Origin of the sequence: Idiomarina sp. H2, from assembly GCF_004364275.1 — a bacterium.
Lineage (GTDB): Bacteria > Pseudomonadota > Gammaproteobacteria > Enterobacterales > Alteromonadaceae > Idiomarina > Idiomarina loihiensis.
Genome location: NZ_SNZY01000003.1, coordinates 12,789 through 31,657, shown reverse-complemented (window position 1 = coordinate 31,657; position 18,869 = coordinate 12,789). Strand labels below are relative to the sequence as shown.

General features: G+C 45.8%; 20 protein-coding genes and 4 tRNA genes. 9 read left to right on the top strand and 15 right to left on the bottom strand.

Going from position 1 to position 18,869, the window contains the following annotated elements:
* Positions 1-355 precede the first annotated feature (355 nt).
* From DET62_RS04245 to DET62_RS04230, 4 genes are all read left to right on the top strand, one after another.
* A complete protein-coding gene (locus DET62_RS04245; RefSeq protein ID WP_243734869.1) occupies positions 356-2,698 on the top strand; it encodes a YdbH domain-containing protein in 2,343 nt (780 codons plus the stop codon).
* Positions 2,699-2,710: 12 nt separating this feature from the next.
* Positions 2,711-2,896: a YnbE family lipoprotein gene (locus DET62_RS04240; RefSeq protein WP_011234492.1), complete on the top strand. Its 186-nt coding sequence runs from the start codon at positions 2,711-2,713 to the stop codon at positions 2,894-2,896.
* A 15-nt stretch (positions 2,897-2,911) separates the two neighbouring features.
* A complete protein-coding gene (locus DET62_RS04235; RefSeq protein ID WP_243734871.1) occupies positions 2,912-3,268 on the top strand; it encodes a YdbL family protein in 357 nt (118 codons plus the stop codon).
* A 74-nt stretch (positions 3,269-3,342) separates the two neighbouring features.
* Complete coding sequence (locus tag DET62_RS04230) at positions 3,343-4,239, top strand: hypothetical protein (protein WP_243734873.1); 897 nt, start codon at positions 3,343-3,345, stop codon at positions 4,237-4,239.
* Between the two features lie 91 nt (positions 4,240-4,330).
* Here DET62_RS04230 and DET62_RS04225 read toward each other — a convergent pair.
* The 10 genes from DET62_RS04225 to DET62_RS04180 all read right to left on the bottom strand — a co-directional run bounded on the left by DET62_RS04225 (position 4,331) and on the right by DET62_RS04180 (position 10,505).
* Positions 4,331-4,417 (bottom strand) — tRNA-Leu (locus DET62_RS04225).
* A gap of 25 nt (positions 4,418-4,442) precedes the next feature.
* Positions 4,443-4,516 (bottom strand) — tRNA-Cys (locus tag DET62_RS04220).
* Between the two features lie 6 nt (positions 4,517-4,522).
* Positions 4,523-4,598: transfer RNA gene (locus DET62_RS04215), tRNA-Gly, on the bottom strand.
* A gap of 96 nt (positions 4,599-4,694) precedes the next feature.
* Positions 4,695-5,243, bottom strand: a complete 549-nt coding sequence (pgsA, locus tag DET62_RS04210; RefSeq protein WP_011233905.1) for a CDP-diacylglycerol--glycerol-3-phosphate 3-phosphatidyltransferase — start codon at positions 5,241-5,243, stop codon at positions 4,695-4,697.
* Positions 5,244-5,266: 23 nt separating this feature from the next.
* Positions 5,267-7,105: an excinuclease ABC subunit UvrC gene (gene uvrC / locus DET62_RS04205; RefSeq protein WP_110013086.1), complete on the bottom strand. Its 1,839-nt coding sequence runs from the start codon at positions 7,103-7,105 to the stop codon at positions 5,267-5,269.
* Complete coding sequence (locus DET62_RS04200) at positions 7,102-7,752, bottom strand: response regulator transcription factor (protein WP_110013085.1); 651 nt, start codon at positions 7,750-7,752, stop codon at positions 7,102-7,104. Before DET62_RS04200 ends, uvrC begins: the two co-directional genes overlap by 4 nt.
* Positions 7,753-7,960: 208 nt before the next feature.
* Positions 7,961-8,554: a 3-methyladenine DNA glycosylase gene (locus DET62_RS04195; RefSeq protein WP_011233908.1), complete on the bottom strand. Its 594-nt coding sequence runs from the start codon at positions 8,552-8,554 to the stop codon at positions 7,961-7,963.
* Positions 8,555-8,561: 7 nt separating this feature from the next.
* Positions 8,562-9,356, bottom strand: a complete 795-nt coding sequence (locus DET62_RS04190) for a thioesterase family protein (RefSeq protein WP_011233909.1) — start codon at positions 9,354-9,356, stop codon at positions 8,562-8,564.
* Positions 9,357-9,385: 29 nt separating this feature from the next.
* The gene (locus tag DET62_RS04185; RefSeq protein WP_110013084.1) at positions 9,386-10,294 is read right to left on the bottom strand and encodes a DUF3667 domain-containing protein; all 909 of its coding nucleotides are present in this window, start codon (positions 10,292-10,294) and stop codon (positions 9,386-9,388) included.
* A 119-nt stretch (positions 10,295-10,413) separates the two neighbouring features.
* Positions 10,414-10,505: transfer RNA gene (locus tag DET62_RS04180), tRNA-Ser, on the bottom strand.
* A gap of 245 nt (positions 10,506-10,750) precedes the next feature.
* Here DET62_RS04180 and DET62_RS04175 point away from each other — a divergent pair.
* From DET62_RS04175 to DET62_RS04155, 5 genes are all read left to right on the top strand, one after another.
* Complete coding sequence (locus tag DET62_RS04175) at positions 10,751-11,419, top strand: Bax inhibitor-1/YccA family protein (RefSeq protein WP_011233911.1); 669 nt, start codon at positions 10,751-10,753, stop codon at positions 11,417-11,419.
* A 66-nt stretch (positions 11,420-11,485) separates the two neighbouring features.
* The gene (gene tusD / locus DET62_RS04170) at positions 11,486-11,830 is read left to right on the top strand and encodes a sulfurtransferase complex subunit TusD (protein WP_011233912.1); all 345 of its coding nucleotides are present in this window, start codon (positions 11,486-11,488) and stop codon (positions 11,828-11,830) included.
* A complete protein-coding gene (locus DET62_RS04165; RefSeq protein WP_110013083.1) occupies positions 11,830-12,153 on the top strand; it encodes a DsrE family protein in 324 nt (107 codons plus the stop codon). Before tusD ends, DET62_RS04165 begins: the two co-directional genes overlap by 1 nt.
* On the top strand, positions 12,150-12,419 hold the full coding sequence (locus DET62_RS04160; protein WP_011233914.1) for a hypothetical protein: 270 nt from the start codon (positions 12,150-12,152) through the stop codon (positions 12,417-12,419). The genes DET62_RS04165 and DET62_RS04160 overlap by 4 nt, the downstream gene beginning before the upstream one ends.
* A 9-nt stretch (positions 12,420-12,428) precedes the next feature.
* A complete protein-coding gene (locus DET62_RS04155) occupies positions 12,429-12,758 on the top strand; it encodes a TusE/DsrC/DsvC family sulfur relay protein (protein WP_011233915.1) in 330 nt (109 codons plus the stop codon).
* Between the two features lies 1 nt (position 12,759).
* On the opposite strand, the gene serS is transcribed toward DET62_RS04155, so the two are convergent.
* Genes serS through DET62_RS04130 form a run of 5 tightly spaced genes read right to left on the bottom strand, consistent with a single transcriptional unit; the run spans position 12,760 to position 18,799 of the window.
* Complete coding sequence (serS, locus tag DET62_RS04150) at positions 12,760-14,052, bottom strand: serine--tRNA ligase (protein ID WP_110013082.1); 1,293 nt, start codon at positions 14,050-14,052, stop codon at positions 12,760-12,762.
* 7 nt (positions 14,053-14,059) lie between these two features.
* On the bottom strand, positions 14,060-14,449 hold the full coding sequence (gene crcB / locus DET62_RS04145; protein WP_011233917.1) for a fluoride efflux transporter CrcB: 390 nt from the start codon (positions 14,447-14,449) through the stop codon (positions 14,060-14,062).
* A complete protein-coding gene (locus DET62_RS04140) occupies positions 14,442-15,728 on the bottom strand; it encodes a replication-associated recombination protein A (RefSeq protein WP_153849289.1) in 1,287 nt (428 codons plus the stop codon). Before DET62_RS04140 ends, crcB begins: the two co-directional genes overlap by 8 nt.
* Positions 15,729-15,787: 59 nt before the next feature.
* Complete coding sequence (gene lolA, locus DET62_RS04135) at positions 15,788-16,390, bottom strand: outer membrane lipoprotein chaperone LolA (RefSeq protein WP_110013081.1); 603 nt, start codon at positions 16,388-16,390, stop codon at positions 15,788-15,790.
* Between the two features lie 3 nt (positions 16,391-16,393).
* Positions 16,394-18,799: a DNA translocase FtsK 4TM domain-containing protein gene (locus DET62_RS04130; RefSeq protein ID WP_110013080.1), complete on the bottom strand. Its 2,406-nt coding sequence runs from the start codon at positions 18,797-18,799 to the stop codon at positions 16,394-16,396.
* Positions 18,800-18,869 lie beyond the last annotated feature (70 nt).

Sequence of the window (18,869 nt, the reverse complement as noted above, 5' to 3'; positions counted from 1 at the left end):
CAGCGTTTAGACTATCTGCGTAACTCAGCGTATAAAAGAGGCTTTACAGAACTTTAACTTTCAAAGTGCAATTTCTGACTAGAAGCTAAAACCGATAATGACGAAATGCCTGTAGTCAGCGCTTTTTATAATTATGATAGTTATCATAATCGAAATTAAATGAAGGTAAAGCTTTTGTTTGTTTTTTAACCAGCTTAAGTAAAAAGCTTTTAAAGAGAGGCCGCGAATTTGGTTTTGCCTTGAAGGGTTCATCCGTGCTAACTATAGTTATAAAACAGCAAGTTAAAGAGCATCGTTTATTAAAAGGACTAATATCTAAATGAAGCTATGGCGGTTAATATCATTCGGCAGCTCCATGCTTCTCACACTTCTGCTCATTGCGTTTGCTATAGCATTGTTCGGCTACTTCTACTTAAATCAACAACTGAAATTGGCTGGTGTCACTGACTGGGAAGTGGAATTTGACAAACTGACTGCCAGCCACATTGTTATTAAGCAGCTGGAAATAACAATTGATTCCTTACCCGAATCGTCAGGAGCAAGTTCCACCGCAGCGGTAAACCTCACGCAGATATTCTCCATGGAAATGCCGGCTTTATTACCAGAACGTATCGATATTAAGTCGCTACAACTGAAAGGCAAGTTACTGCCTGAAAGCGTCTCTGCAAGTCTTTCACTGATAAACAAGCAGCAATTGCGGTTAGAGCTCAATAGCCAGGAGCCACTTGTCGCCGATGTGAGAGTTATTCGACACGATAACCAGGTAAAACTAAAAGCTCGCTACGACAACGCCCTGTTACAAGCTAATTATGACTATAACTCAGGGAAGCTTATAGCCGGTGGTAGTTATCTTTTAGCGGCACAGCAATTTGCAGACAAGGTAACGACCGAGCCAGTGTCGGTTGATGCAAAGTGGAACGGTAATCTTTCACCTTATATTGAGTCAGCGACAGTGGAGAGTCTTATAGCTGAATTGTCCGGCGAGCTTGTTGTGTCAATTACGCAACCCACTTTAATCGAAATTACCAGCAGTACCACAACAGCAACAGGTGAGCTTCAGCTAAATTTGAATAAGGGTATTATGGACTCTTATCAGCTCGAGCTGAAAGGTGATACTGAAAACTTAGCGTCATTAATCGAGTCCGATCTACCACTACAATTGTCGTCGTTGTCCTGGGAGCTGAACAGCCGCGACAGTTTGGGTGTTTCATTGCTCAGTGCTCAACAGGCTGTTAATAAAGCCCGTTGGCCTCTAAAGCTAAATGCTGTAGCTAAAGGTGAAAAAAACGAGACGATTCGCCTCGCGTCTGAGTTATCGATACAACAAAAACAATGGCAATTTAACTCGCTTGAACTCGATTATGTGCAGCTGAATGCGGACAGCATTAAGCTTCCTGTTGCCGGGCAATCAATGACGATAAGCAAACTCATATCGAAGTTTTCCGGAACAGTCTCGACCACAGCTGCCGAACTCCATAGTACTGAGCCAACCCGCATTGAGCTTAAAGCTTTAGACAACGACGCCTTAGCCGTACTCAACTTCAATCAAATTTATTATCCGTACTCCGAACCTCATAATGCGCTTGCAGAGTTTGACCTTAACATTCACAGCAACGCAGTTAATTTCGACCCCATACGGAACCTCAAAGCCGTTTTTGACAGTAAGTTTCAATATCAACAGCAGCAACTGACCGGTGACGGAGAGCTCGTACTCGGTGATCATATAAAAGTGGCACACCATAGCCAGGTTACTTCTGATCAGTTAAAAAGCAAAATTGAAGTTGCCGATTTTAACTGGCAGCAAATTCCACAACTGGATGCCCTGCTAGCAACTATGATGCCTCAATTTGTGGTGAGTAAAGCCGCTATTAGCGGCCAGACAGATGTAACTTACTCCATAAATAATAACCGCTGGCGCCTCGACAACGGTCAATTAGAGATTCAACAAAGCGATTGGGTTTTTGATACCTTATCCGTGGTTAATAGCAATATTGATTTTGGTTTCACCGCCAATAACGAACAACTTAATATGAATAATGCAAAGCTCCACATTGGCAGCGTGCAACAAGGCTTTGCGCTGGGGCCAATCACCGCTGAATTTAGAGCCCAACTGCCCTTTCAACAACCTATGCAATCCACTCTCGACTTAACCAGTCACACCATTAAAGCTCTTGGTGGCAGCATAAGCATTCCCAACCAGCGTTACTCTTTAACCGACAGCTTTGCACTACCCATTGTGTTCGAAAAAATTTCGCTGGGTGAACTCATGCGTCAATATCCAAGCAACAAAATTTCCATAGATGGTGAGGTTTCAGGAACCATCCCTGTTTACTGGGACTCTAACGATTTAACAGTAGAAAGAGGTTATCTAGATGCGCTGGCGCCCGGTGGTCACCTGCAGGTAGATTCGTCCGCCCTGGTTCAACTTGCCGGCAGTAACCCCAGCTTACAAACTTTGGCAGGCGTATTGGGTAACTTCTATTATAATCAACTGTCTACGACCGTTGATTATAATGACAATGGTAAATTGACCTTAGCAGTACAACTAAAAGGCTCGACCCCTGAGCTTGAAAATGGACGTCCGGTTGAGCTTAACGTAAGCTTGGAAGAAGACTTACCCGCATTGATAAAAGGACTGCAAATAAGCAACAGTCTGAACGATGTTATCCGTAAACGAGTACAGCAAAAAATCAATTAATCAGGGGATGGTATGAAACGATTATTGCTACTAATAAGCGTGCCTTTATTCGTTCTGGGGTGTACCCCAACGGTACAGGTCGCAGCACCTAAAGAGCCTATTACTATTAACTTGAACGTTAAAATAAAGCATGAAATTTACGTTAAAGTTGATAAAGCGCTCGACGACGTAATTTCTGAATCCAGTGGCCTGTTTTAACGACAAAGGAATGCAATGATGAAATATTTACTAACCGCAGTTTTAATTGCTTTTATTGGCTTATCAAGCCCGCTGGCACAAGCTCAGCAGCTAAACTTAGAACAGTCAATGGCGCAGTTAAGTGACGCCAAAGAGCAGGGGCTGGTAGGTGAAAAGCCCGACGGTTACCTGGGAGTAGTAAAGTCCACCGAAACCGCCGAGCAAATTGTTAAGCACATTAACGAAGCTCGTCGTCAGGAATACACGCGCATTGCCGACGACAACGACATTGCTGTTGCCGATGTCGAGCTGTTAGCCGGAAAGCGCGCCATTGAGCGCAGCAAGTCAGGTCACTATGTAAAAATTGACGGAGAATGGAAGCAGAAGCCTTAATTGGCTTCTGCAAAGGATTGCGGTGCATGAGCAAGAAGCTATTTTCAGTCGTAACTTTTAGAAGGAACTAATTAATGAAACCCACCTTAGTGTTTCTGGCTTTGGTACCTTTTTCTTTTGCGTTTTCAACATCTGCAGTAGCTCAAATTACTTGTGACAAGGCCTCTCATTTCCATAAAGCAAAAGCCGACTTCGACAACGCCTCGTCCTCCGGAGAGTTATTGGATGCGTTCATGCAGCTCGATCGCTATCGGCCTAATTTAGACAGCAGTGAATATGAGCAACTTGATCAGCTGCAGAAAAAGTGTCATGACGATATCCAAGAGTCCTACAGTAAATTGCTTAGCGCATTTAAAGAGCGTTCAGCGGCGTTAGAAGAGAAAGAATCTGAAAAGACGGTTAAAGAGACTTCGCAAGGAAAAGAAATACAGAATGAACAAGAACAGCAGTCGGCAAATCTCATCAGTCAGAACGCGGCAGTTCAGCAGGCTATAAAGTATCTAGACTCTGGTTCAGCCAGCCCAATGCCTTTAAAGCAAGACCTTATTCTGAATTATCTTCAAATTAGACAAAACAAGTCATTAAGTTATTCTCGTGCTCAGCTTGAAGATGCAACTTTTTTAACGGAACAAAAAAAAGTAGTTAATATATCCTTGGTAAAACCACTGGAAGACATGGGGTATAGCTTCGATGACACAGTAAAATATGCGGCGTTAAAGTTACTAACGAAAGATTATAAAACCCAGGAATTTATTTCTCTGTCGAGCCTCTCAATCCACCCCATGCAGATTAGAGAAACGTTATTCTCTTTTGGATTCATTTCCGAAAACACCTACGATTTACTTAACCTGCTTTATGAATCTAAGAAAGAACTATATTTATTAGTACCCGAGGGAGAAATCGTGGCACATCCTGATCACCGAACTGGAGTAGCACTAGAAGTAGCACCAAGTGGTCGTATTTTTCAATAGATTTTAATAGACAAGGGGAATCAAGGAATCGCCTGAGAGGCTTTATTTATAAGGCTTTGTAGACTTTCAGATACTGCTGTAAATTCGGAATTGGTGCCCGGGGCCGGACTTGAACCGGCACGAAGTTACCTTCGAGGGATTTTAAATCCCTTGTGTCTACCAATTCCACCACCCGGGCACTACATAGAAGTGTTTTCGAATAATGGAGGCGGGTCCCGGAGTCGAACCGAGATCCACGGATTTGCAATCCGCTGCATAGCCATTCTGCCAACCCGCCAGAATTTGGAGCGGGAAACGAGATTCGAACTCGCGACCCCAACCTTGGCAAGGTTGTGCTCTACCAGCTGAGCTATTCCCGCACCGTCATCTGCCGTGGCATTCTACTGTTTAATCGTTTTCAGTCAATGACTTTTTATCATTTTAATGACTGTTTGCACAAATTTACGGCAAAGCAGTTAATTTCTGGTCAATTCGCTCTTGGCGCCGCGTAAATATTCCCACATGGACCACACAGTCAAAACGAAAGCCGAATAGAACAAGAACATCGATAACCAATAAATATAGACGTTCGCATTCCAAAGTAGTCCAATTAAGGCCAGCATCTGTGCCACTGTTTTCCACTTACCTAAATTCGAAACAGCAACTTTTGCTCTGTGGCCGCTTTGCGCCATCCATTCCCGTAGTGCACTTACTATAAGCTCACGACAAATCATCGTCAGCGCCGGAATGGTAATAAAGGCAGAATTATAATCTTCAACAATGACAACCAGCGCAGCAACCACCATCGCTTTATCAGCTACCGGGTCAAGAAACTCGCCGAACTTAGTAAATTGGTTAAAACGACGGGCAATATAGCCATCCAGAGCATCTGTGATTGCCGCTAACCAAAAGATAAAAGCAGCCCAGAAACGCGCATCTTCCATTGGTAAATAGAAAACCACCAGAAATACCGGAATAAGTACTATCCGGAAGCTGGTCAAAATATTAGGGATATTCCACTTCATTATCCGCTGATTCCTTATTGTTTTTACTCATCACGAAATGAGTAATAGATTTTCTCTGCCAATGCTCGGCTAATGCCAGGTACGCTGGCTAATTTATCAATACTAGCGTTTTTTACCTCCTGTAATCCACCTAGATTTTTCAAAATGGCCTGTCTACGCTTCGCTCCTACCCCATCAATTTGCTCTAAGGTTGAGGTTTTCTTTACTTTTGCCCGCTTCTGGCGGTGCCCGGTTATGGCAAAACGGTGTGACTCATCACGTATATGCTGAATCAAATGCAGCGCACTGGCGTCTTTACTCAGCGGAATGGTTTCATGGCTACCTGCCATGATCAAAGTTTCCAGACCCGGTTTGCGCGACTCGCCTTTCGCCACGCCAATTAATACCGGCGCTTCTTTTCCCCAGTCATTAAAGTAGTTCTCCGCCTGAGCTAACTGTCCTTTACCACCGTCGATAAACAGAATATCCGGTATGTTGCCCTGCTCTCTCGCATTATCGTACCGCTTAGCCAGGGCTTTAGACATGGCGGCGTAGTCGTCGCCCGGCGTTATGCCGGTAATATTATAGCGGCGGTAGTCCGACTTTTTAGGCCCGTTTTGATCAAACACAACACAGGAAGCCACCGTTTGTTGACCCATAGTGTGGCTAATATCAAAACATTCCATGCGCTGAATAGGTACACCAAACTCCAGCACCTGCTGTAATGCCTGAGTCCGGCGGTTCATCGTACTTTGCTGATTCAGGCGACTCTCTAGCGCATTAACCGCATTCTTTTGAGCCAGTGACTGGTACTGACGTTTATCTCCGCGTACCGAGCTTTGCAACTTAACGGGTTGTGACAACGCATCACTCATGACTTCAGCGAGCACGTTATCAGGCTGAATATCGACAGGAAGCACCACTTCTCTTGGAATTTTCCGTCCAGCCGTATCTGACAAATAAAATTGCAGCAAAAAGGCTCTGAGCACTTCATCGTCAGGGGTATCTGTCGGCACTTTAGGAAAATAGCTGCGACTGCCTTGCAAATGATTATCCCGGATAAACAACATTTGCACTGTCGTCATTCCGTTACCACGTGCTAAACCAATAACATCCAGTTCTTGTTGGCTTCCGGTAACCGAGTTACGTTCCTGAGTTTTCCGTAGCGCAGCTATCTGGTCACGGAATCTAGCGGCTCGTTCAAAATCCAGATTTTCACTCGCCTGTTCCATTTTATTCATCAGCTCGTCAATAACCTGCTGATTCTTGCCCTGCAGGAACTGTTTTGCAAGCGCCACCTGTTCATTATATTCGTCGTCAGTGCAAACATTAACGCAGGGCGCGAGGCAACGTTTTAACTGATATTGCAAACAAGGCCTGGTGCGCGCACGATAATAAGAGTCATCGCACTGTCGAATTGGAAACAGTTTTTGCAGCAGGTTTAGGCTTTCACGTACAGCCGAGCCATTAGGAAAGGGACCAAAATAGTCACCTTTCGCGCGCCGGGCGCCCCGATGAAAACCAAGCTTAGGGTGCTGGTGAGCAGTTAAAATAATATAAGGATAGGATTTATCGTCACGCAACAAGACATTGTAGCGTGGTCGATATTTTTTGATAAAAGTGTTTTCTAATATTAACGCTTCAGCTTCGGTGTTGGTAACGGTTACGTCCATAGACGCAATTTGCTTAACCAACACCTGTGTTTTCATCCGGTCGACCTTCTCACGAAAGTAACTGGACACACGTTTTCTTAGATCCTTTGCTTTTCCGACATAAATCACGTCACCCGACTCATCGTACATCCGGTAAACGCCGGGCTGATGAGTCAGGTGACGAAGAAAGCTGTCGCTGTCAAACTGCTTTTGTTGATTACCTTCTGTCATCTACCTTCAAACTGAATTAGGTCAACAAGACCTGACTGAATTGCAAGATGAGACAATTGTACATCACCATCGATACCGAGTTTAGAGAAAATCCGATAACGGAAGGTATTTATTGTTTTACTGCTAATGCATAAATGCCGGGATATTTCTCTTACCCGAATGCCCCGGCTGAGCATTTGTGCGACCTGAAGCTCGCGTTCACTCAGCATATCAACCATTGTTTTTTGCTGCTTCGAACGCGGATTCTGTGCAAGGTAAGCAGCGACTGGCGCCGCGACAAAAACATTACCCTGCTTCAACGAACGAATAGCCTGAACTAAATCGGCACTGTCGCACGAGTCCAGTAAGTATCCGTCAACAACACTAATACCACACTGAAAATCAAGTATATCTTGTTGGCTGCTACCCCAGACAATAAGCTTTAAATCGCAGTGACGGCGCTTCAAGCGACGCCAGTGTTCTACTGTTGCAGCACCACCAAGTCGACTGCATAAAACAACTACGGCGTCTTCATATTCGTAGCAAGCTCGGCGTAAATCGGCAATACCGGTTACGGTCAATATTTGGTCACTGAAGTGTTGCTGCAGAACAGAGGCCATGCCGGCGCTAATAATGGGGTTGGGGATCGCTAAAATAATACGGTTCATTTCCACATTCCTTATTTGTATACCTTGTTAGTCTTCCTGATTAGGTTAAATCCGTACCACCCTGCCCGAATTCGGATAGAATATTCTGAGCTTTTAAAGACAATAACAAGCGGCTTTTACAGAACTTTACAAAAACTCTGAAAAAGCCAATTCAAAGGTGTGAAAATAACATTTGAAAGCTAGCTTCAAGGTGAATTTTTATACTGGGCTACAAGCGTGCCTGATCCAGCATGTCCCACAAATAGCAGGCTAAATAACTGCGGTAAGGCTGAGCCCGTTCGGGAATGATCAAAATATCCTGATCCTTCAGCAGACTCATAGCTTTACGCAACGAGCTGTCCTGAATGGGAAAAAGATCTTCGTGGGCAAAATGAAACATAGCTAAAATAGACGCCGTCCAGGGGCCAATACCTTTAAGCTGAGTCACATCCTTAATCAGGTCAGCTGAATTCATCTGCGACCAGGCATCTATTCTCTCAGGCTGAGTTTGATGACAGTGAGCAACGCTGTTAATAGCTGCAGCTTTGGAACGACTGACACCGCACCCTGTTAATTCCTCCGCAGGAATATAAGCAATGCGACCTACTCCTAATGCTTTTGCCTTTTGCTCTGCTCTTTCAATAATGGTTGCGGAGGCTTTTAAAGACAGCATTTGACGAATAATAATTCGTGGCAGTGCCTCGATAACGGGTGTTTCAGATGCCGCCAATAAGCCTCGCTCGGGCAACTGAAGCAGCAACAAGTCGATACCCGGCTGAGTATCGATAAGGTGTTGTCTGACGATTGCTGGTGTCGTTTTCATACAATTATTACGCAAATACCGTAAAAGTCTGTCGACTTATAGCTAATAACTCGCCCTTCTCACTCCACAGACCAGCGCGGCTGTGCCCATAACCATTTTCAGCATGCTCAATAAAAGCTTCGTACTGAAACCAGTCGTGGCTACTGAAACTTTGTAGAGGAATATCGGGAAACTCAATAGTCCAGGTTAAAGACGAGGCCGGCGCAGGGCTGTCCAGATGAGGCAAGACTGCCGGTGGCCAGGCGTCAACTAAAGCCAGTATAGTTGCCGTTGTCAGCGGCTGTTGTTCTTCACGAAAACGTATCCAGCCACCAAAAGTTCTTCCCGGTTGTCCGCTAAATGGCATACCACCTGACGTAATACGGTAATCGAAGTTTTTCGCAAACTCTGGGACAATATCCGCTTCAGGTAAACCTGGTCCGTCGTTGATGGTTTTAAGATCGGGCGGCGTTTCACTTACCACTGTAACCGTTGAACTTCGGCCTTTGCCCAGGCTCGCCAGACAAGACAACATAATCTGCCCTTGCTGCTGCAGTTCGACAGCAACCTGAATAACCGATTTTCCCTCGCGCAAAATTCGGTAATTTAACTCAGCCTCACCCGGTTCAGCAGGCGCGACAAAAGAGATACTCATGGAACGAAGATGATATTCAATCGGAAATTGTTTCAACAAAAACTGAGCAGCCAATGCTCCGCTGAATCCGCCGAAAAACGCGCGTCCTTGAGCCCAGCCGGAAGGTAGTTCAATGACTTGATTGTTCTTATCCGCAACGATTTGTTCTACAGCTGTGTGGAAGTTCATACTATTCCCTATTTAAACGACTGTTTGATTTAAGCTTTAAGAATACCAATTATCACCATTAATACAAAAGAAGCGCTTAATAAAAGAAAATAACCAAAAACACAGGCTAAAAATTTGAATACAGTTAATGTCCAGCTTTGCTGATAGAAGCTCTTTTGCGTCAATAGCAGATAAGTGAACATCCATCCAATAAGAATATAACCTAACCAGTCGGATGGTAAGGTTAACCAGGTCCAGCCAAAGTTATCAATCAGCGGGTTAGTTATATAGCCTAATGTCGACAACAACATCAGGGAAAGCAGTAAAAAAGCATGTGTATGCAAAGCTACAGTTAAGTGCTCTAAGTAGTAACGGTTACTGAATAAATAAAGGACTTTTAAATACAGAGCCCAAAAAGGCAGCATCAAAAGCATCATCTGCGGCGTCATTGAAATCAGTTTTTGCGTAAACAGCTGGGGGTTTTGCTTTAAATGCTGAAGTTTCTGTTCAAGCATCCGCGTTTGCTCTTCATTCAACCAGGGGATATCACCAAACTCCAACTCAAATCCGCGCCGTACGGTACTTTCGTTAGAGTCACTTTCAGATACTTCTGTTTCAGACTGTCGAGCCTCGCTCTTTGACTGTGAATCGTTAAAGGTTATCTGTGATGTCAGCACCATAAAAGATATCAACGAGATAAAGAAATAGAGCCTGAGCGGAGGTACATAAGAGGCATGACGTCCTTTCATAAACTCAGATGATAGAAAACCAGGTTTTAGAAAGAGTCCTCTGAGAGTACGGTAGAATCTGGAGTCCCAGTGCCCTAACTCACCAAAAAGATCGCCGACAACGGCAAAAACGCTGCGTATGCTTTGTTTATCCTGTTGGCCGCATTGATGGCAGTATTCACCGGTAAGAGGTGTATTACAGTTCTTACAATTACTGACGGTCGATTCCATGGCAAAATTCCATTTTTGCTTAATATAACAGGAGGTTTAAAGTTGCGCTATCGGCTAGAACAAAAAGCGGCGGGAACAAAAAAAGCCCTACTCAAATGAGCGGGGCTTTTTTCTGAATTTGGCGGAGAGGGAGGGATTCGAACCCCCGGTGGGTATGAACCCACGCCTGATTTCAAGTCAGGTGCATTAAACCGAGCTCTGCCACCTCTCCGTATTTTTGTTCTCTGCAACTGCGTTGTTGAGAACGAGGCGAATATTAAAGACCTAAGTTACGCTTGTAAAGTAAAAATTTGAACAAAGTGTTCGTTTGGGCGTTTATTAAACAAACCGACCAAAATTCGCCAGAAATTACTACCTTCTGCTCTACCCAACGCCCCCATTAATGCTGTAGTATCGAGGAAACTTTTTAAATAAAAAACAGTCTTAACAGACAGTAAGTTCAACACGGAGAAATCTATGAACAATCGCAGTCAGACTTATGTCGGTCAGAACGAATCGACGCTGGCCGTTAATAAGGTATTACGCAACACCTACACTTTATTGGCAATGACATTAGCCTTTAGTGCTATTGTTGCTACTATCAGCACGATGATGAACTTGCCCTATCCGGGTTTCATTATCACTTTAGTTGCTTACTTTGGCTTACTTTTTGGTATTCACAAAACCAAAGATAGCGGCATGGGCATTGTACTAACCTTCGCTCTAACAGGCTTTTTAGGTTACACGCTTGGCCCTATCCTTAACATGGCATTATCAATGCCTGGTGGTGGCGAGATGGTTGCTACTGCGTTAGGCGGTACAGCTCTGACCTTCTTTGCAACTTCGGCTTATGTGTTAACCACGAAGAAAGACATGTCTAAACTGGGTGGTCTGGTTACTGCCGGTATTATCATGGTTTTTGTGGCGATGCTGGCTAACCTGTTCTTCCAACTGCCAGCATTACAGCTTGCAATATCTGCTATCATGATTCCATTGATGGCAATGCTGATTATGTGGCAGACCAGCGACATTATTAACGGTGGCGAGCGTAATTACATCCTTGCAACAGTCACTTTGTATGTTTCGATTTATAACTTGTTCCTTAGCTTGCTACAATTGCTAATGGCGTTTAGCGGCGATGATTAATCTCTCCTGCTAAAATAATAACAAACGCCCCGCCATGCGGGGCGTTTTTGTATAAACGGACAGTTTATGGCTAAACTTACTCTCATTCTTCAACGTTCTGTTAAAGAACGAGCTCGTTCTTTAGACGCTCTGGCATTTGCAAAAGCGGCTATCAACACCGGCCACACCATAGCCTGTGTGTTTTTTTATCGGGAGTCAGTAAATCATGCGGAATTTCCCACTCCAGCAGAAAATGAAGACTTGATTACGCAATGGGAAGAGTTTAGCCAGCACCACCAAGTCCCCCTGGTGGTCTGCCATACCGTAGCTGAACGCAAAGGAATGGAGAAATTCCATCCCGGTTTTGAAGCCTCAGGTTTAACCGCTCTGGCAACTGCCATGGCTAACAGCGACCGGACCTTACAGTTTTAATGACCATGAAAAAAATTGCTATCTTACAATGCAGTGCCGCTAGCGACTCGGCGACCGAAGCACTCGATATTGCTTTAGCATTAGCCAGCTTTGATTATCCGGTGCAATTAATATTGTCCGGTGAAGCCGTTAAGTCTCTACTGAACCAACCTTCTAAGCGTTATGCCATGCTGGAATTACTGGATGCAGAACCTGTTGTAATAAGTTCAGCAGAGTTAACCGATACAAGCCCCCTGCCCGCAAACATTGATACGGTTATCGTCTCGCCAGAACAATTAAAGCGTCACCTAAGCCAATTTGACGAGGTATTACAATTCTCATGACCTCTACTTTACACTGGTTAAGAAATTCGTCTTTAGTGCCTTGGCTGGAACAACATGGCCACCTGCTGAGTGACACTGATGCCTTGCTTATGTCGGGCGTAGCACTCAACGAACTGCCACCTGAGTCACCTGTTGAGTTACCGGTTTATGCGCGCAAACAGGAAGCTAACGCTTTGGATACTGCACTGCCTGACTACGTCATGTTAAAATCGGACGAGCAGTGGGTTGAGCTGGTGCTTAGCTTCCAACAACAAATAACCTGGTAATATCACGGCATGATTGAATTTAACGGTAAAGAATACGAAACCGACAAACACAACTACCTTGCAAACTTAGACGACTGGAGCGAGGAGCTGGCCCTTCACTTTGCAGAGTTAGAAAATATCGACATGACCCCGGCACACTGGGAAGTCGTGACTTTTGTGCAGGATTTTTACCGTGAATTTGATACCAGTCCGGCAATGCGCGTACTGGTTAAAGCCATGAAAAAGCAGTTAGGCGAGGATAAAGGCAACAGTCGTTATTTGTATAAGCTGTTCCCTAAAGGCCCGGCAAAGCAGGCCACACGAATTGCGGGCCTGCCTAAACCGGCTAAATGTATTTAATTTAAGCCTTAAGCACTTCTACACCGCCCATGTAAGGACGTAATACCTCAGGCACAACAATTGAGCCGTCTTCCTGTTGGTAGTTTTCCAGCACGGCTACCAGCGCACGGCCAACAGCCAGACCAGAGCCGTTTAATGTGTGCATAAGTTCAGGTTTCTTCGCGGCTTTACGACGGAAACGAGCCTGCATACGGCGCGCCTGAAAGTCCTGCATGTTCGAGCAAGAGCTGATTTCACGGTACGCTTCCTGCGCCGGCAACCAAACTTCCAGGTCGTAGGTTTTAGCTGCCCCAAAGCCCATATCCCCAGTACACAGCAGTACTTTTCGATACGGCAGCTCAAGCTTTTGCAGCACAGTTTCGGCGTGGCCTGTTAATTGCTCCAGCGCATCCATCGACTGTTCAGGTTTAACCAACCAGACCAGTTCCACTTTATCAAACTGATGCTGACGAATAAGCCCACGAGTGTCGCGACCGTGAGAACCGGCTTCACTGCGGAAACACGGCGTATGCGCGGTAAACTTAAGCGGTAGCTCTTCTTCGTCAGCAATTTCATCACGGTATAAGTTTGTTAACGGCACTTCAGCCGTTGGAATCAACGACATAGGAATTTGATCCTGAGACTCGCCTTCAATATGGAATAAATCCTTACCGAACTTAGGTAACTGACCGGTTCCGTATAATGAGTCCTGGTTCACCATATAAGGCACATAGGTTTCAAGATACCCATGCTCGTCAGTATGTAAATCCAGCATAAACTGAGTCAGAGCGCGATGCATGCGGGCGATACCACCACGCATAACCACAAAGCGTGCTCCAGTGAGCTTCGCGGCCGTTTCAAAGTCCATACCTTTGGCTAATGCTTCGCCTAAATCGACATGATCTTTCACTTCAAAGTCGAACGACTTAGGCTTGCCCCAAGTCAGGACCTCCTGATTTTCATCTTCATCCGCACCTTCCGGGACTTCGTCTGCCGGCAAGTTCGGAACACCCATAATAATATCGTTAAGTTCTTGCTGGATAACTTTTAGCTCTTCTTTAGCGTTATCCAGTTGTTCGCCTAAATCGCTTACCGCATCTAACAAAGGTTGTATGTCTTCACCTGAAGCTTTTGCCTTACCAATGGCTTTCGAGCGGCTGTTACGCTCTGCCTGCAACTGCTCGGTGCGCACCTGCACCTCTTTGCGCTGCTCTTCCAGTTTTTGTAATTTGGCAACGTCTAAGTCAAAGCCTCGCGTTGCTAGCTTTTTTGCGGTCTGGTCTAATTCCTCTCGGAAGTATTTTGCGTCTAGCATGAGTGTCCTATTTAACCGTTGTTGAGTACAACATCATTGCCGCGAAAACTGCAGCAATACAAATAATTACATTAAAGGCAATGTGCAGAGCGGCTTTAAGCAGCTCACCCTGACTGGCTAAGGCCACAACTTCGACAGAGAATGTCGAGAAGGTTGTAAAAGCCCCCAGTAAACCAACGCCTAAAAATAAACGAGTTGTTTCAGAAACAGGTTGTTGCTCTGCGTAAGCCAGCAACAACCCTAAGAAAAATGAACCTATTATGTTAACGGTCAACGTGGCAAAAGGGAATGCCCGAACCCCAAATGATTGCATAGCAAGAACCATAGCAAAACGTGCCGATGCACCTATTGCGCCCCCCACTGCAACGCAAAAGAAATGAAGAAGAAGGTTATTCATCAGGTTCCCTGTGCCAGTCTGACTTTGAATCCATATCTTGCAGCCAACGGAGCTTTTCCTGCAACTTTATTTCTAAACCACGCGGCTCAGGGGCGTAGAACTGGGTATCGGCGATTTCCGACGGTAAGTAACGTTCACCCGGAACGTAAGCGTTAGGATAATTATGTGCGTACTGGTAGTCAGCACCATAACCCTGAGCTTTGTGCACCTTGGTTGGCGCGTTACGCAAATGTTCAGGCACTGGCGCATCGCTGTGTTCTTTAGCGGTTCTTAGTGCGCTCTTAAAAGCATTATAAACCGCGTTGCTTTTCGCCGCACAGGCACAATAAATAACTGCCTGAGCAATGGCTCGTTCACCTTCGGCGGGGCCAACTCTGTGATACGTATCCCAGGCGTTTAATGCCAACTGTAATGCCCTGGGGTCAGCATTACCTATATCTTCAGAGGCGATAGCCAATAGCCGGCGGGCAATAACCAAAGCGTCCCCACCACCGGTCAATAAGCGCGCGTACCAATACAAGGCTCCGTCTGGAGACGAGCCTCTGACAGACTTATGAAAAGCGGATAAAACATCGTAGTAATGGTCACCCTGATGATCAAAAGCCGTGGCTTTTTCACCAATAGCCGCAGTGATCAACTCGGGCGTAATTGGCTGGCTGCTGCTCTCGACAAAATCAGCAACCACTTCCAGATAGTTTAATAAGCGACGTGCATCCCCACCAGCTAAGTCCAGGAGCTTTGCCCTGGCTTCACCTTCCAGTTGCAATTGACGTTGACCAAGGCCCCGTTCCGCGTCCGTTAACGCGCTTTCCAGAGCCTGTTCAAGATCCGTTTTGGACAGTGTTTGTAAGCGGTAGACCCGCGCCCGCGACAGCAGTGCGTTGTTAAGCTCAAAGCCGGGGTTTTCGGTGGTCGCGCCAATAAAGACAATAGTGCCGTCTTCAATGTGGGGCAAAAAAGCGTCTTGCTGGCTTTTGTTGAAACGGTGCACTTCGTCCACAAACAAAATGGTGCGGCGCCCCTGCTGCTGAGCCAGCAACTTCGCTTCTTCAATGGCTTTTCGAATGTCTTTAACACCGGAGGTTACCGCGCTAATGCGGCTGACCGTAGCATTTGCCTGGGTCGCAATGAGTTCAGCTAAGGTGGTTTTACCGGTACCCGGAGGCCCCCATAAAATCATTGAATGCAGATGCCCCTGCTCGACCGCTACCCGCAAAGGTTTACCGGGAGCAAGAAGATGTTGCTGACCTACATACTCGTCAACCGTGCGTGGGCGCATTCGCGCCGCAAGAGGTTTGAAATCGGGTTGAAAATCTAAGTCCAGACCTGCCACAACAATTAACTTTGATCGTCGACGTCGACATCAGCGGGTACGTCAAAAACAAATTGTTCGTCGCTGATGGTTTCATTTAACGCCACATTATTCAGCATCAGTTCAGTCCGCTCGCCCTGAGCCTGAACCATAGTTATCTCTGTGAGTTTTTCATCAATAAATCTTAACTCCAGCTTACTGCCATTCGTTTGATGCTCAACAAAGTAGCGGTTATCGCGAAAGCTGACATTATAGTTCTGCCACTGATTACCGTTGCTGTTCAACACCAGCAGTAAAGGGCTGTCGTCAACCATGTCCTGCTGTGCATAAATGGTTACTTGTTCAACAAAAGGATTGTAGTACCAGACCTTTTTGCCGTTAGCGACCATCACGCTTTCGTCCGGCTCTTTCGTATGCCAATACAAATTAGCGGGTCGTTTTAGCTTTAACGTACCGCTTAATGTTTGTAGCACTTCGCCCTGTTCATCTTTTACTTGCTGTTCAAACTCTGCCGATAAGCTTTGAGTTTGTTTCAGTAAACTTTGCAGAGCCTGCTTGTCTGACTCGTCGCCTGAGGCAAACACATTAAACGAAACGGCCATGACCATGGCAAATACAACTGCTTTCATGAATTAATCCCTTGGAGCTCGTGGAGCCAGCACTTCGCGCTGGCCGTTATTGCCTGCACTGGTTACGACACCGCTCACCTGCATTTGTTCGACGATACGGGCGGCGCGGTTATAACCGATACGGAATTTGCGCTGTACACTGGATACTGAGACCCGTTGAGTCTCAGTAACAAAGGCAACAGCCTCGTCGTATAGAGGATCAGATTCAGCATCATCAGATTCCTGCTGTTCCCCCGGAAGCAGCGCTTCCTCGCCCTGATCGCCCGATAAAATTTCTTCCAGATAGTTAGGTCGACCACGTTTTTTCCAGTCTTTAACCACCGCATGAACTTCATGGTCATCGACAAAAGCACCATGTACACGCACCGGAGAACCGCTACCCGGTGGTAAATAGAGCATATCGCCCTGCCCTAACAATTGGTCGGCACCCGGCTGATCCAGAATGGTTCTCGAATCTATTTTTGATGATACCTGAAACGCAATTCGGGTTGGGATATTCGCTTTAATTAAACCGGTGATAACATCCACCGATGGGCGTTGAGTTGCCAAAATTAAGTGAATACCGGCAGCACGGGCTTTCTGGGCGATACGGGCTATTAGCTCTTCTACCTTTTTACCGACAATCATCATCATGTCGGCAAATTCGTCTATCACCACGACAATGTTTGGTAATTTTTCCAGCAACGGCGGTAACTCATCCATAGAGTCGCCCGGCTTCCAGATAGGGTCTCGCAGTGGTTCACCAGCGTCTTTAGCCGCCTTCACTTTCGCGTTGTAGCCTTTTAAATTACGTACCCCTAAAGATGACATGAGTTTGTAACGACGTTCCATTTCTCCCACACACCAACGCAGTGCATTGGCGGCATCTTTCATGTCAGTTACGACCTCGGTCAATAAGTGCGGAATGCCCTCATAAACCGACAGCTCAAGCATTTTCGGGTCTATCATAATAAGGCGAACGTCTTCCGGTGTGCTCTTGTAAAGCAGACTCAGAATCATAACGTTAACACCAACAGATTTACCGGAGCCGGTGGTACCTGCCACCAGCAAATGCGGCATTTTTCCTAAGTCGACAACGACTGGAGTGCCCGCAATGTTTTTGCCCAGAATCATCGTTAACGGCGAGCCGCTATGGGTGAACTGGTCGCTATTAATCACTTCGCTTAGCTGCACAATTTCGCGGTGTTTATTAGGCAGTTCCAGACCAACATATGACTTACCCGGAATAACCTCTACCACACGTACAGCAACAGCAGACAAGGTACGGGCAATATCTTTTGCCAAATTCGAAATTCTGGAGACTTTAACGCCCGGTGCTAAGTCGAGCTCAAAACGGGTAATGACCGGACCGGGTTCAACGTGCGCCACCCGAACATCCACCCCAAAATCCTTCAGGACGGTTTCGACCGTGCGTGATACCTGATCCAGTTCTTCCTGAGTTACCGGGTGCTCTTTTTTATTCGGTCTATCCAGAAGCTCTATTGACGGCAACGGCGGAAGTAACTCGCCCTCGCCTGAATCAGCCGCTGATTGCGGTTCGTCTTCCGCAGAGGTGTCTGAAGAAGGCGCCACAGCTGGTTTCTTAGGTGTGTCTTTTTTCGCAGCCGCTTGCTTGCTAAATTTAGGCGCATCGCTGTCTACGTCATCATCTTCATCAACAGAGCTCATTGAAGGCAGGCTCAAAACAGGTTCTTGTTTGTCAGCCCCGAATAAGTCGCTACTGAGCGTTGTGGGTTTCTTTTCTTCAAGCGTTTGCTCACGCTCGTTGTCATCATAAGCTTCTGAGTCGTCTTCTTTATCTTCCGTTTCTGAGCTTCCGCGACTTTGCCAAAGAATTTTAATTTTTTCGGTTAGCCACAAAGCCCCGTCAATAACCCACTCACCGAGTTTGTCAGCAACCTGCAACCAGCTAATACCGCTGACCAGAGTGATGCCAGTAAAAAAGAAGGTTAACAAGAGTAAGGTTGTACCAACAAAATTCAGATAAGGAAGCAAAGACGCCGCAATAACATCGCCAATAACACCGCCGGCAGAAAAGTAGTAAATATCGTCGAAATTAATAGAGGACAGTGCGGATGCACCAATAAGCGCGAGCATAGCGCCTATCATACGCAAACTGACCGCAAGGTAATCCATTTCTAATAAATGGTAAGTTTTACGGAACAGTAAGTAGCCAAGGCCAACAAAGCCGAAAGGAATAAGGTAGGCAACGAAGCCAAAAGCAAACAAGAGTACATCGGCCATCCAGGCACCTACGGCACCGCCGGCATTATGTATGCTTCCTTCATAACCGGTCTGTGACCAGCTGGGATCAGCGGGATTAAAGCTCACCAATGACAAAAAAATGAAAATGGCCAGCGCACCACTTATTAGCAACCCTGCTTCTAAAACTCTTTGTACACCTGTCATTATCTTATTGCAGCGCCTTCGTTGGTATTCTTGTTACGATAAAATATCGAGATAAATTTTATCCGCATGA